Origin of the sequence: Campylobacter lari subsp. lari (genome assembly GCF_013372185.1) — a bacterium.
Lineage (GTDB): Bacteria > Campylobacterota > Campylobacteria > Campylobacterales > Campylobacteraceae > Campylobacter_D > Campylobacter_D lari.
In genome coordinates, this window is the sequence record NZ_CP053830.1 from 1,347,691 (window position 1) to 1,359,891 (window position 12,201).

18 protein-coding genes are annotated in these 12,201 nt (G+C 29.2%); all 18 read right to left on the bottom strand.

Annotated features, from left to right (window positions below; genetic code table 11):
• Window positions 1-75 precede the first annotated feature (75 nt).
• Window positions 76-390 (bottom strand): thioredoxin, encoded by a 315-nt coding sequence (gene trxA / locus CLLT_RS07065; RefSeq protein WP_012662110.1) that lies wholly within the window; start codon window positions 388-390, stop codon window positions 76-78.
• A gap of 51 nt (window positions 391-441) precedes the next feature.
• A complete protein-coding gene (locus tag CLLT_RS07070) occupies window positions 442-780 on the bottom strand; it encodes a YraN family protein (RefSeq protein ID WP_012662111.1) in 339 nt (112 codons plus the stop codon).
• Entirely contained in the window at window positions 781-2,034 is a 1,254-nt protein-coding gene (locus CLLT_RS07075; protein WP_012662112.1) for a homoserine dehydrogenase, read from the bottom strand.
• Window position 2,035: 1 nt separating this feature from the next.
• The gene (locus CLLT_RS07080) at window positions 2,036-3,238 is read right to left on the bottom strand and encodes an LL-diaminopimelate aminotransferase (RefSeq protein WP_012662113.1); all 1,203 of its coding nucleotides are present in this window, start codon (window positions 3,236-3,238) and stop codon (window positions 2,036-2,038) included.
• A 12-nt stretch (window positions 3,239-3,250) separates the two neighbouring features.
• On the bottom strand, window positions 3,251-4,057 hold the full coding sequence (locus CLLT_RS07085; protein ID WP_074692368.1) for a hypothetical protein: 807 nt from the start codon (window positions 4,055-4,057) through the stop codon (window positions 3,251-3,253).
• Complete coding sequence (locus tag CLLT_RS07090; protein ID WP_012662115.1) at window positions 4,051-4,929, bottom strand: hypothetical protein; 879 nt, start codon at window positions 4,927-4,929, stop codon at window positions 4,051-4,053. The genes CLLT_RS07085 and CLLT_RS07090 overlap by 7 nt, the downstream gene beginning before the upstream one ends.
• Window positions 4,922-5,602 (bottom strand): 23S rRNA (guanosine(2251)-2'-O)-methyltransferase RlmB, encoded by a 681-nt coding sequence (rlmB, locus tag CLLT_RS07095; protein WP_074692365.1) that lies wholly within the window; start codon window positions 5,600-5,602, stop codon window positions 4,922-4,924. Before rlmB ends, CLLT_RS07090 begins: the two co-directional genes overlap by 8 nt.
• 19 nt (window positions 5,603-5,621) lie before the next feature.
• Entirely contained in the window at window positions 5,622-6,440 is an 819-nt protein-coding gene (gene rsmI, locus CLLT_RS07100) for a 16S rRNA (cytidine(1402)-2'-O)-methyltransferase (RefSeq protein ID WP_074692363.1), read from the bottom strand.
• Window positions 6,440-6,640, bottom strand: coding sequence for a 50S ribosomal protein L31 (rpmE, locus tag CLLT_RS07105; protein WP_012662118.1), 201 nt, complete (start codon window positions 6,638-6,640; stop codon window positions 6,440-6,442). Before rpmE ends, rsmI begins: the two co-directional genes overlap by 1 nt.
• A 77-nt stretch (window positions 6,641-6,717) precedes the next feature.
• On the bottom strand, window positions 6,718-7,380 hold the full coding sequence (locus CLLT_RS07110; RefSeq protein WP_074692360.1) for a 16S rRNA (uracil(1498)-N(3))-methyltransferase: 663 nt from the start codon (window positions 7,378-7,380) through the stop codon (window positions 6,718-6,720).
• A complete protein-coding gene (locus tag CLLT_RS07115) occupies window positions 7,380-7,790 on the bottom strand; it encodes a hypothetical protein (protein ID WP_074692357.1) in 411 nt (136 codons plus the stop codon). Before CLLT_RS07115 ends, CLLT_RS07110 begins: the two co-directional genes overlap by 1 nt.
• Window positions 7,790-7,990, bottom strand: a complete 201-nt coding sequence (locus CLLT_RS07120) for a hypothetical protein (protein WP_074692355.1) — start codon at window positions 7,988-7,990, stop codon at window positions 7,790-7,792. The genes CLLT_RS07115 and CLLT_RS07120 overlap by 1 nt, the downstream gene beginning before the upstream one ends.
• Complete coding sequence (locus tag CLLT_RS07125; RefSeq protein ID WP_074692352.1) at window positions 7,990-8,574, bottom strand: 6-pyruvoyl trahydropterin synthase family protein; 585 nt, start codon at window positions 8,572-8,574, stop codon at window positions 7,990-7,992. Before CLLT_RS07125 ends, CLLT_RS07120 begins: the two co-directional genes overlap by 1 nt.
• The gene (locus CLLT_RS07130) at window positions 8,571-9,320 is read right to left on the bottom strand and encodes a 7-carboxy-7-deazaguanine synthase QueE (protein ID WP_074692349.1); all 750 of its coding nucleotides are present in this window, start codon (window positions 9,318-9,320) and stop codon (window positions 8,571-8,573) included. The genes CLLT_RS07125 and CLLT_RS07130 overlap by 4 nt, the downstream gene beginning before the upstream one ends.
• Window positions 9,320-10,288, bottom strand: coding sequence for a GTP 3',8-cyclase MoaA (moaA, locus tag CLLT_RS07135; protein WP_074692346.1), 969 nt, complete (start codon window positions 10,286-10,288; stop codon window positions 9,320-9,322). The genes CLLT_RS07130 and moaA overlap by 1 nt, the downstream gene beginning before the upstream one ends.
• A 9-nt stretch (window positions 10,289-10,297) precedes the next feature.
• Window positions 10,298-10,819, bottom strand: a complete 522-nt coding sequence (locus CLLT_RS07140) for a DUF6115 domain-containing protein (RefSeq protein ID WP_074692344.1) — start codon at window positions 10,817-10,819, stop codon at window positions 10,298-10,300.
• On the bottom strand, window positions 10,812-11,315 hold the full coding sequence (locus CLLT_RS07145) for a hypothetical protein (protein WP_012662126.1): 504 nt from the start codon (window positions 11,313-11,315) through the stop codon (window positions 10,812-10,814). Before CLLT_RS07145 ends, CLLT_RS07140 begins: the two co-directional genes overlap by 8 nt.
• Window positions 11,306-12,181, bottom strand: coding sequence for a menaquinone biosynthesis prenyltransferase MqnP (gene mqnP, locus CLLT_RS07150; protein ID WP_012662127.1), 876 nt, complete (start codon window positions 12,179-12,181; stop codon window positions 11,306-11,308). The genes CLLT_RS07145 and mqnP overlap by 10 nt, the downstream gene beginning before the upstream one ends.
• Window positions 12,182-12,201: the final 20 nt, after the last annotated feature.

The following is a 12,201-nucleotide window of genomic DNA, read 5'->3' on the forward strand; positions in this document are numbered from 1 at the left end:
TTTCTTTAATTATAAATAATAAAAATTATTAAATAGTAAAAAATATGAAGAAAAGCCACTAAAAGTGGCTTGAGATTATAAAAGTGAGTTTAGTTTATCTGCTAAAACTTGTTTTGATTGAGCACCAACTAATTGATCAACTACTTCACCATCTTTAAAGAAAAAGATAGTTGGAATAGATCTTACGCCAAATTGCGCAGCTAAATCACCTTGCTCTTCTGTATTTACTTTGCAAATTTTAGCCTTACCATCAAAATCATTTGCAAGCTCATCAATTACCGGCGCAAGCATTCTACAAGGTCCACACCATGGAGCCCAAAAATCTACTAAAGCTACACCTTCTTTTGCTTGTGCAAAATTTTCTGCAGTTAAATCAATATATTTTCCCATTTTTTCTCCTTTAATTTTTTAAGATTTTATTAGATTAAAATAAACATTCTCTTAATAACTAATGTTTTCTAAAAGTTTTATATCATCTTTATACACACAAAGTAAATCTAATTGAAAATTTTCATTACTTTTGTGTTTCATAAAGTAATACTCTATGGTTTTAATAATTTTGTTATATTTTTTACCATCTAGCCTATAGGCTACTTCATAATTTCCTTGTGTGCTTTTAACTTCAATAAAATGTAAAATTTTATCTTTTTTAGCAATAATATCAATTTCACCAAATTTAGAATGAAAATTTCTTTCTAAAATTTCAAAATCTTTATTTTTTAGATATTCACATGCTATATCTTCACCTTTTATGCCAAAAAGATACTGCGATAAAGCCATTTAATCTTCTATTCTCATCATAAAAACATCATCTTTAACAAATTCTTGCTCTTTAAGTTTTTGAGTTAAAATTTGTATATTTTTTTCATAAGTTTGATGAGTGATAAAAAATAAAGTACTACAATCTTGCTTTTCTTTTTTTGGCTTTTGTAAAAAAGTATCGATTGAAATTTGATGTTCGCTCATTAATTGTGTAATTTTTGATAAAACCCCTATTTTATCCAATACTTTTAATCTTAGATAATATCTTGTATAAATTTCATCCTTATTTAAAAGCTTGTAAGAAGTATCGTTTAAATATCCAAAAATAGCACTATTTTTTTCTTTTCTTGCTATATCGATTAAATCTGCTACAACAGCACTTGCAGTTGCCTTGCCACCTGCTCCTGGACCATAATATAAACTTTCGCCCAAAATATCCCCATCTATACTAACAGCATTCATCACCCCATCAACTTTTGCTAACATTTTATCTTTATTTAACATGACAGGATGAACTCTTAGTTCTATTTTTTCATCTTTTATTTTAGCAATACCTAAATGTTTTATAGCGTACTCAAATTCCTTTGCAAAATAAATATCCTCATCACTTATCTTACTAATACCCTCAATCAAGATATCTTCAGGTTTTACTCTTAATCCATAAGCAATATTTGCTAAAATTAAAAGCTTATGCGCAGCATCAAACCCTTCTATATCAAAAGTAGGATCAGCTTCAGCATATCCTAAATCTTGTGCTTTTTTTAACACTTCTTGAAATTTGGCATTATCTTCTGCCATCTTGCTTAAAATATAATTACTTGTGCCATTTAAAATGCCTTTAATGGAAACGATATTATTAGCACTCAAACCCTCTTTTAAAATTTTAATTATAGGAATTCCACCCGCTACACTTGCCTCATAACCAAAAGCTGTATCTTGTGCTAATTTTTCAAGCTCATAACGATGATAAGCAAGTAAAGCTTTATTAGCAGTTACTACTGATTTTTTTCTTTTTAAAATTTTTGAAATTATCTCAAAAGGTAAATCAATACCACCCATTAACTCTACAAATACATCAATATCTTCACGCTCTAAAACCTCATCAATATCATTAACCACAGGAATCAATGCATTTGGTTTTGGATTTCTTGCTAAAGCAATTACTGGAATAATTTCTTCATCACATCTTGCTTTGATTAAGTCTTGATTTTTTAACAAAGTTTCTACAACAGCACTTCCTACCGTGCCATAACCTAAAATTGCTATTTTCATTTTATTCTCTTAAATATTTTTTGATATTTCTTGCTGCTTGACGAATGCGATTTTCATTTTCTATTAAAGCTATTCTAACATACTCATTACCCGCTTCACCAAAGCCAACTCCAGGACTTACTGCTACATTTGCTTTTTGTAAAAGCTGCTTAGAAAATTCCATACTACCAAGATGAGCCTTACTTTGAGGGAGTTTTGCCCAAACAAACATACTTGCATTAGGTTTTTTTAGCTCCCATCCTGCTTGATAAAATGATTCTAATAAAACTTCCAATCTTTTTGCATAAGTTGCCTTAATCTCTTCAACACAGGTTTGATCTCCATCTAAAGCTACAGTAGCAGCAACTTGTATAGGCGTGTACATACCATAATCAAACCAAGATTTAATCTTTTTCAAAGCCGCAATTAAGCGTTTATTACCCACCACAAAACCTACGCGCCAACCTGCCATGTTGTAAGATTTTGAAAGTGTATAAGTTTCTACTGCAACATCTTTAGCACCTTCAACTTCAAAAATCGAAGGAGTTTTATAAGAACCAAAAGTTAAATCCGCATAGGCAATATCAGAAATAATATAAAATCTTTCTTTTTTTGCCATAGCAACCAATCTCTCATAAAAACTTTTTTCCACTGTAACTGTTGTAGGATTATGTGGAAAATTTACTACTACATATTTTGGACGCGGAATGCTCTCATGTAATGTTTTTTGTAAATTTTCAAAAAAAGTATTTTCATTTAATTCATAATTTTCATTAAAATCAAAATTCATAGTTGCTACATTACCACCTGCTATGATAAAAGCTTGAGTATGTATAGGATAAGCAGGTGTAGGTACAATAGCTACATCCCCTGGGTTAATAACAGCTCTTGCTAAATTTACAAAACCTTCTTTAGAACCCATTGTTGCAACTACTTCACTTTCAGGATCTAAATCAACATCATATTTTCTTTTGTACCAACTACAAATTGCAAGTCTTAGTTTATAAATTCCACTCGAAGCAGAATACCCTGAAGTTTTATCTTTATTTGCACTTTCACAAAGCTTGTCTATAATATGTTGAGGAGTTTTGCCATCAGGATTTCCCATAGAAAAATCAATAATATCTTCTCCTGCTCTTCTTGCTGCCATTTTAATCGCATTAACTTCAGCAAAAACATAATTTGGAAGTCTTTCTATGGTATTAAAATGAATTTCTTCAAACATTGTCCGTCCTTTTTAGCGTCTTAAGTAAATTTTTAAACCCCTTTTTATATTATCAAGGCTAAACATATCCCCTATGATAGCATATTTTGCGCCCAATGGTATATTTACATTTACTTCATTTTGCTTATGTGTATTTTCTACACCTTGTATAAAATTCAAGTTTTTATCTAAAAATTGAATTTTACAAAACCAAGAATCAAGATGATGCGCACTAAGTTCTATACTTTTTGCACCTTGCAAATCAATAATATATTCTCTTAAAGGTTTGTTTAATTGAGTGATAGTATTTAATGGAATTTGAGTATTGACTTTAGGTTTTGCTTTTGAAAAATCTAGCTCATATTCATAATTTAACTCTGAAATTTTGTAAATATCTTTAATAAAAACAGAACTACCCAGCAAAGCCTTATAAAAAACTCCTGGATCAAGCATGTACTGAGAATCTACAGCTAACTTATATGTGATATAGTTTTCTCTTAAAGTTAATTCAGTTGGTATAAAATAAATATAACCTAGTTCATTTAAAGTATCATTAATTGTTTTAAAAAACAAAACAGAATCAGCTTGAGCTTTAAAACTAAAAGTTAAAGTTTTTGGTTCATTTAATATAAAATTTGCCAAAGAATTAGTTTTTAAAATTTGAGAAATAGTATAAATATCTACATTTCCACGCTCGTCTTTATAATCATTTCTCGCAAACAAAAGTTCCAATTGTGCATCTTTAGAATTATCATTAACAATATGCTTAGCAACTTCTAAAGCACTTAGCGCAAAAGCATTAAGAGTGAAAAAAATGGAAAATATTAAAATTCTTACCATAATTTTCCTCTATTTTCTTTTATAAACTCAGCTTTTGTAATTTCTTTGATTTTGCCATCTTTAATCATTAAAAACTTAGACACACCATTTTTAAACTCTAAAGTATTATTATTCTCATCATTCAAACTAAAAGCAGCATGACCTGTGGTAATTAACATATCTTTATCTAAAGATAAAACATAATCATTTTTAATAGTCAAAGAACTTTTTCTAAAAGTTTTTAAATCCACCATACCAAGCCAAAGTTCTGCACTTGGTTTTATAATACTTTCTTTAAGCAAAATCATATTTTCTTCAGGTATATTTAAACTAGTATTATCCTCTAATGTTTCTTCTATGGTATTATTGCTCTCATCTATTGGTTCTAAAATAGCACTTGTGTTTGTTTCATTGTTTTCTGTGGTTTCATCAGCAAAAAAATTAAGAACTGGAGTTTCATTCTCATCAACTTTTTCTTCCAAGATAATTTGCTCTTGATTTAGCACATTAGTAGTATTTTCATCTAGTGTGGAACTTTGGAAAAATCTTGAAACACCCCAAGCTAAAGCTACTATCAAAAGCACTACTACTATAATCACAATATACCATACACTTGAGCTTTCTTTGGTATATGAGTTCATTCTAGGAGCAATATGCACATGATTTTTTTTCTCAATACCATTTTCTTCTAAATAGGCATGATATTCTTCTAAAAAGCTAGAAAAATCAAGATCATATTCTCTTTGTAAAATTTTGATAAAACCATTTATGTTAAAACGAGATAAAGACTTAAAATCTTTTTTAATGATATATTCAAGACAAGCTATTTCTATTTGCGTTCTTTTTTGAACTTCTAATAAATTTAAATCTTCTAATTTTTTCCAACTATCCATTTTTCATCCTATCGCAAAGTATTGCAAATGCTGCACTAACATTTAAACTATCAAAATCATTGTGCATTTTTATACCTACACATTCATCGCATTTTTTAAGCACCTTTGGCGCTATACCAAAGCCTTCACTTCCCATGATCAAAACTTTTTTATCTTTAACTTTGATAGTATGTATATCACTACCTCCGCTTGCACTAGCATAGATATAAAAACCTTTTTGTTTTAACTCATTTATCATGCTTAAAATATCATCATTTAAAACTATTTTCATATCTAAAGCCGCGCCACTACTTGCACGAATAACTCCATCCATAGCCACACTTTTAGCTACCAAAATAATCCCATCAACACCCAAAACATAAGCACTACGCACGATAGCACCTATATTTCCAACATCGCTAATATTATATAAAATAACTATAAAATCTTTTTCTTTTAAACTCTCAAAAGAGCTAAATTCAAACTCATCAATTTCCATTAAAAAACCTTGATGATTTCCACCTCTTGCCAAGCTTTGTGCGGTCTTAAAATCAAGTTTTTTAATTTTTTTTGATGCCTTTGCGATTTTTGAAAAATCAGCTTTTTCGCATTCTTTTGCTAAATAAATTTCTTTAATTTTTTCTTTGTGCTTTTCTAAGATATAAAAAAACACTTGCTTACCATAAACTATCATTTTTAAATAATAACCAAATTCAACTTAAAAGCAGTTTTTGATAGTTTTCTTTTGGAGATTTTGCATTGATTTTTGAAAGAAGCTTTGCCTTTGTTTTTAAAGGCAAATCAAGTTCATGAATATCTTGCTCACACAAGGTATTTTGATGAAATTGTTTTTCTTTAGCATTTACCACCACACACCATTCACCACGCAAGTCCATTGTTTTTAATTTTTCTAAAGTTTCTAAGGCATTTGCTCTAAATTTGGCTTCAAATTTCTTTGTTGCTTCTTTTATGATAAAAATTTCTCTTAAAGGATCAATTTTACTAATTTCTTCTACTAAATTAAGTATTCTAGTAGGTGCTTCATAGACTATACTAGGATAAGGATTAAGCATTAAATTTTCAATATCTTTTTGTCTTTGAGGATTTTTATTAGCTAAAAAACCCATAAAAATAAATTCTTTTTTACAAAATGCACTTGAAACTAATGCAAGCAAAGCAGCATTTGATCCTGCCAAGACTTCATAATTAATATTATTTTTAATAGCATATTCAATTAAAAATTGCCCCGGATCGCTAATACCTGGCATACCCGCATCACTCAAATATGCAACATCTTGTTTAAAAAAATCATCATCTATTTTTGCTAAAAAATCTTTTTCATTATGGGTATGTAAGGCTAGATATTTATCAGGTTTTATTTCTAAATTAAATTTTTCATTAAGGAGATGAACTAAGGATTTGCAAACTCTCGTATCTTCGCATAAAAAGAGTTTGCATTTTTGTAAAATTTCTAAAGAATGAAAAGAAATATCGTTTAAATTTCCTATGGGCGTAGGAATAAAATATAACATTATTGCATTGCGTATTTTTTCTTAAATTTCTCTACACGACCCGCAGCATCTACGATTTTTTCACTACCCGTAAAAAATGGATGGCAGCTTGAGCAAATATCAACTTTAATTTCTGGTTTATTTGACTTAGTAGTAAAAGAATTTCCACAAGCACAACTAACTTTGCATTCTACATATTCTGGGTGAATTTCTTTTTTCATTGTTTATCCTTTTTCAAAACATTAAGGCGTAATTATATAAATTTTTATATAAAAAATAGCTAAATTTAAGCGTGTTTTTAAATTATGAATTTTGAAGCAACCCCTATTAAAGTTGTTTGCGCTTTAAGTATAAAATCAGCCTGTAATTTTGCTTTTTTTACATTCTCCCCTCTTTCTTTTTGCGAAAATCCACCTTCAGCGCCTATTAAAAACACATGCTCACTAGGTTCAAATCTCATCAAATCTTCACCTTCAAAGTCTATTAAAACAATATTTTTATAAACTTGCTGAAATTTTTTAAAATCACCAAAGCTTTCAAGCTCCATTAAAGAGGCACGACCGCATTGCTGGGATGATTCTATAAGAATCTTTTCCATTCTTTTAAAATCTAATTTAAAATTCTTTTGTGAATAATCCATATACACAAAAGAAAGCTTTGCTACTCCAAGCTCATTTAAAAAAGGTAAGGTTTTTTCTATAATCTTTGGATCAATCACTGCTAAAGCTAAATGTAAATGCGTTTTTAATTCTTGTTTTTCTTCTTTTTTATCAAGTAAATTTAATGCACATGAGCGTCTAGAAAACTCTATGCATTCGTAAGTATAAGCAAAAAAATCTTTTAAATTTTTTAATATGATTTTATCGCCTACTTTAATTCTTCTAGCTTTTAAATGCAAGAAAGCTTCATTTTCTAGCTCTAAATTTAAAGCACCACTTTGTGGGTGATATAAAAATCGCATTAAAAATAAAACCTTTGAAGCAAATAAGGCACAAAAAGTAAAAATATACCCGAACACAAAATAAAAAAGCTTAAAAATCTAAATTTAGCATAACGTTTGAACAATCTTGCTTTTTTAAATAAAACAAATTGATAAATAGCCAAAGCAAAGATAAAAATCCAACAAAACCACATAGAAAGCATGTATAAATTTAGCTCAAAATGCTTTAAAGCCCAAAGCAAACTTCCTGTAAAAAGTGTAATTGCTAAAAATAAATAATAAATTGGCAAAAATAGGCGAATTCTTTTTGTAAAAATAAACTCTTGCGAAAAACTACTTTGAGTTAAATACAAATAAAACAACATTAAAAAGCCATTTGCGTATAAACTATATACATGCAATGCTAAAAAAAACTCATAACTTTGATCCATCACTGTCCTTGTGTGTTATTTTCATCTTTGATATCATCATCTACAGGTATAGGAAGCGTATCATCATCTATAATAACATTAGAATCACTTTGCTCAATTTGAACTTGCTCAGTCTGCACCTCTTTTTTTACGTTTGTATCTTCTTGACTTGAGCAAGCAATAAAAAACAACAATGGCACAATCAATAAAACCTTTTTCATCATACCTCCTTTTGATTGACAAAAACAAAATTTGAATCTTGAAGTTTTTTAAAAAAATCTTTATCTTTCCATTCATCGCTTATAGCTTGTGAAAATTCAATATCTGTTAGATTTATCTTTGGCAAAAACTCACTATAAGCATCTTCTCTAAAACCTTGTGCATAGCCTGTTCTTGTTTCATGCACAATAATACTTTTTAAGCTAACACCTTGCTCGCCATTGACCATCTTAGTCTTTAAAAGCAAAGTATCTATCAGTACAAAAAATATGCGTACAAAATTTTCTGCACTTACATTCACAGGTAAACTTACCCATCTTTGTGAGTGTTTTTTCATATCTTCTAAATAAACTTTATCATCATCTTTAAAAAGCGTAATAGCATGGTCAAAACTATCAATAATTTGTTTTATCTCATCTTTTAACAAACCAAAATCATATACCATTCCCGCATTGTCAAGGTATTTACTCTCAAGTAAAATTTCTACCTTATAAGAGTGTCCATGTATGCTTGTTTTACATCGCTTGGAGCTACAAAATCTAACAATATGAGCATTTTCAAATTCAAACATTTTTCTAATAATCATACGCCTTCTTTATCTCCCCAAATTCTAATATGCAATCTATCGGAGTAATTATATCCATTTTTTATACAAAATTCAGCAACGCTTAAGGCATTTTTAGAAATTTCTTCTTCACTTGACCCCATAGGCATGCAAAATACCTCATTTTCACAAATTTGTAAAATTTCATTAATTTCGCCTAAGGCTTTACTTTCTTGTAAAAAATCCTTATCTAAAACAAATTTATAAAAACTATCTTTAGCATAATATTTAAAAGCTTTCAATGCTTTTTCATTAATCCTTTTTTCTTTTTTTACACCACTATTGCTAAGCTTTACACCCAAAGCAAAATAACATTTTTTATACAAAGGATATTTTTCAAAATCAATTTCAATGCTTGCATTGGTTTCAAAATGCACTTTAAAGTCATTTTCTAAAAGCAAATTTATAAAACACAAAAAATCTTTATTTTGATAATTTAATAAAGGCTCACCACCGGTAATGACAACTATAACTTTGCGTGAATTTGCTAACTTTAAAACCTCATCAAAAAGCTTTGCTGAAGTATAGGCTTTATAACAAGTTTTAAATTCTTTGGTAAAAACAGCTCTTATAGTATCACAGCCCAAAAGTATTTTAGAATCTTTTTCTTTTTTTACTCCAAAGCCTATACAGTTAAAATTACACCCAGCAAACCTTACAAATACAGCTAAATTTCCACTATATTTTCCCTCACCCTGCAAGCTTAAAAAAGTTTCAACAACTTCCATTATCCACCTGTTTGATAAAAGGCTCTTGTAGAACTTTGATTAGCCTCATTTTCAGCCCATCTATTTTTTTCTGATTTATTTTTTATCACGGTTTTTAAAACCTCACAAGCACCTGCTATGTCTTTATTGCGTATAGCTTTTTTAATGCTTAAAGCCTCATCATAATACAAACAAGGTATTAAAAGCCCTTCAGCTGAAAGTCTTATACGGTTGCAACTATCACAAAAATCATGGCTATGTGGATCAATAATGCCAAACTCATACCCATCTTCAAGCTCATAAATAGTCGCAGGTGCATTTGGACTTTTTTGTCCTTGTTTAAAAGAATATTTTTGAGTAATAATATTTAAAATTTCTGCTGATTTTAAGCCTTTTAAATCTCCATAAGCATGATAATTTTCCATAAATTCTATAAAACGAATTTGGCTTTTGCGCACTTTGGCAAATTCTAAAAGATCAATAAATTCACTATCATTAATCCCTTTAAGAGCTACGGTATTGAATTTAACATTAAAGCCCAAATTTAAAGCCTCATCAATCCCATTTAACACATCTTTAAGTATGTTTTTTTGGGCTAATTTAAAAGCTACATCTTCTTTTAAGGTGTCTAAAGAGATATTAATTCTTTTTAAACCTGCTTGTCTTAAATCCTTTGCTTGTTGTTTTAATAAAGAAGCATTAGTGGTAAGTGCTAAGTCTATATCCTGCTTATATTCACTAATCATTGCGATAAATTTATACAAATCTTTTCTTACTAAAGGCTCTCCACCTGTAATTCGAATTTTTTTAACCCCCTCATCAATACAAACTTTAACGAACATGAAAAGTTCTTCAAATGATAAAAGATTTTCCTTGGCACTCCATTCAAATGGAGTTTTTGGCATACAATAAAGGCAACGAAAATTACATCTTTGTGTTACTGAAATTCTTAAATAATCTATCACTCTTCCATAACTATCTACTAACATCAAAGGCCTTTATAATAATTTATTAAATTTCAAAATAAGCTCAACTCTACCCATACCTATACGCAAATCTTTGGCAATTTGCTCTATGGATTTTTTTTGATTAAAAAGCTCTATTACCTTTTGCTCTTCATTGTCATAGCTTGGGCTTAATTTTGTAATACTTTGGGTTTTTTGTTCTAAATTTAATAAACGATTTTTTTGCTCACTTTGAAATTCTTCAATCACCTCTTCTACTTCTTTTAAAGCACTTAAAATAGGAATGATATTTTGATTGATTTTTTGTTCTAATATCTGCAAAAGCTCTTCTTTTAGCTCTTCTTTAATGGCTTCAGTGTCTATTTCTTCTTTTTCTTGCTCTTGTTCATCTAAACTTTCTTTTTTTAAATAATGATATTGTTTATTTAAATCTTCTATCATCTTACCAAGCTCATTAATCTTAGCAATACTTTCTTTTTCTTTTATCATCATATAAGCAAACATAGCAAAAATTAATAAAGCTATCACAAGCCACAATAATAAATCACTACCCATTTTCTTGCTCCTTTAAAATCTTAATCATCGCTCTTTGCATATTTGCTACAAAATGATCATACACAAGCTCATCTTCTGCTTTTATTTGTGTGATTTTTGCCTCATCTTCATTTAAGGCTTTAAAAAAAATACTAATTTTGTGACCATTTAACTCAAATCTTGCATAATATTCCTCATCTTGAGTCAAGCACTTATCTTTAAACTGAATGTGTGCAAAATTTACACCCACCACAAAGGCTTTATATTTTAAATCTGTAAATAATTTTGTTTTATTGATATCATTTTTTATCAAATACAATTCTTGTTTTATATCCATAAGCAAATCAAAAATAATTTGCTCACCTTCGCTAAATTCCACTCTTGAAGCAAGCTTTTTCCATTTACTTAAATTGACATAATTATTACTTGAAAGATATTCTTGCAAAAACTCTTCATATCTTTCTTTGCTCTCTTCAAACTCAAGCTCTAATGAACTTTTAAAAAAATTTATCTCCATAAAAGATCAACCCAAATAAATATAAAAAACACTATACTTAAATAACCATTTAGAGTAAAAAATGCTTTGTCGATTTTTGCAAAATTCTTTCTAACAATGCGGTGCTCAAAAAATAAAATAATCGCACTAATTATCACGCCTAAAAAGGCAATATTTCCCGTTGGAGCCACCCAAACAAATAAAAGCCAAAAAAGTACTGCTAAAACATGACAAAACGCTGAGATAAATAAGGTTGCATCAAGCCCAAATTTAGCAGGTATAGAGTGCAAGCCTGTTTTTTTATCATATTCCATATCTTGCAAAGCATAAAGCAAATCAAACCCAGCCGTCCAAAAAGTAACACCCAAACACAAAATCACACTATAAATTTCAATACTTCCCAAAACCACAATACTCCCAGCAATAGGAGCAAGTCCTAGGCAAAACCCCAATACTAAATGCGCTAAGGATGAAAATCTTTTAAAAGCTGAATAAATAGCTAAAATAAACAATACCGGCAAAGAAAGAGCAAAGGCTAGCTTATTAATAAAATAACTTGCCAAAACAAAAACAATAGCATTTAAAATAATAAAAAGTAAAATACTAGTTTTACCTATACGCCCATCGATATTAGGTCTATTCGCACATCTTGGATTATTTTTGTCAATATCCTCATCCATCAAACGATTGATCGCCATTGCAAAATTTCTTGCACTCACTGCACAAATAACACCCAAAAATAAAGCCTTAAAACCAAACCAAGTGCTATCATTTAAAATAACAGAAGCTACAATCATTGAAGTAAATAAAAAAGGTAGGGCAAAAATAGAATGCTTAAAAACTATCAAATCTAAAATATCTTTTAATTTTTCTTTTAATATAGGCATTTTTTCTCTTTATAATATAT

What these genes read in the sequence shown, in the direction of transcription:
- trxA (WP_012662110.1), bottom strand. Translation starts at nt 390, where the DNA reads ATGGGAAAATATATTGATTTAACTGCAGAAAATTTTGCACAAGCAAAA.
- CLLT_RS07070 (WP_012662111.1), bottom strand. Translation starts at nt 780, where the DNA reads ATGGCTTTATCGCAGTATCTTTTTGGCATAAAAGGTGAAGATATAGCA.
- CLLT_RS07075 (WP_012662112.1), bottom strand. Translation starts at nt 2,034, where the DNA reads ATGAAAATAGCAATTTTAGGTTATGGCACGGTAGGAAGTGCTGTTGTA.
- CLLT_RS07080 (WP_012662113.1), bottom strand. Translation starts at nt 3,238, where the DNA reads ATGTTTGAAGAAATTCATTTTAATACCATAGAAAGACTTCCAAATTAT.
- CLLT_RS07085 (WP_074692368.1), bottom strand. Translation starts at nt 4,057, where the DNA reads ATGGTAAGAATTTTAATATTTTCCATTTTTTTCACTCTTAATGCTTTT.
- CLLT_RS07090 (WP_012662115.1), bottom strand. Translation starts at nt 4,929, where the DNA reads ATGGATAGTTGGAAAAAATTAGAAGATTTAAATTTATTAGAAGTTCAA.
- rlmB (WP_074692365.1), bottom strand. Translation starts at nt 5,602, where the DNA reads ATGATAGTTTATGGTAAGCAAGTGTTTTTTTATATCTTAGAAAAGCAC.
- rsmI (WP_074692363.1), bottom strand. Translation starts at nt 6,440, where the DNA reads ATGTTATATTTTATTCCTACGCCCATAGGAAATTTAAACGATATTTCT.
- rpmE (WP_012662118.1), bottom strand. Translation starts at nt 6,640, where the DNA reads ATGAAAAAAGAAATTCACCCAGAATATGTAGAATGCAAAGTTAGTTGT.
- CLLT_RS07110 (WP_074692360.1), bottom strand. Translation starts at nt 7,380, where the DNA reads ATGCGATTTTTATATCACCCACAAAGTGGTGCTTTAAATTTAGAGCTA.
- CLLT_RS07115 (WP_074692357.1), bottom strand. Translation starts at nt 7,790, where the DNA reads ATGGATCAAAGTTATGAGTTTTTTTTAGCATTGCATGTATATAGTTTA.
- CLLT_RS07120 (WP_074692355.1), bottom strand. Translation starts at nt 7,990, where the DNA reads ATGAAAAAGGTTTTATTGATTGTGCCATTGTTGTTTTTTATTGCTTGC.
- CLLT_RS07125 (WP_074692352.1), bottom strand. Translation starts at nt 8,574, where the DNA reads ATGATTATTAGAAAAATGTTTGAATTTGAAAATGCTCATATTGTTAGA.
- CLLT_RS07130 (WP_074692349.1), bottom strand. Translation starts at nt 9,320, where the DNA reads ATGGAAGTTGTTGAAACTTTTTTAAGCTTGCAGGGTGAGGGAAAATAT.
- moaA (WP_074692346.1), bottom strand. Translation starts at nt 10,288, where the DNA reads ATGTTAGTAGATAGTTATGGAAGAGTGATAGATTATTTAAGAATTTCA.
- CLLT_RS07140 (WP_074692344.1), bottom strand. Translation starts at nt 10,819, where the DNA reads ATGGGTAGTGATTTATTATTGTGGCTTGTGATAGCTTTATTAATTTTT.
- CLLT_RS07145 (WP_012662126.1), bottom strand. Translation starts at nt 11,315, where the DNA reads ATGGAGATAAATTTTTTTAAAAGTTCATTAGAGCTTGAGTTTGAAGAG.
- mqnP (WP_012662127.1), bottom strand. Translation starts at nt 12,181, where the DNA reads ATGCCTATATTAAAAGAAAAATTAAAAGATATTTTAGATTTGATAGTT.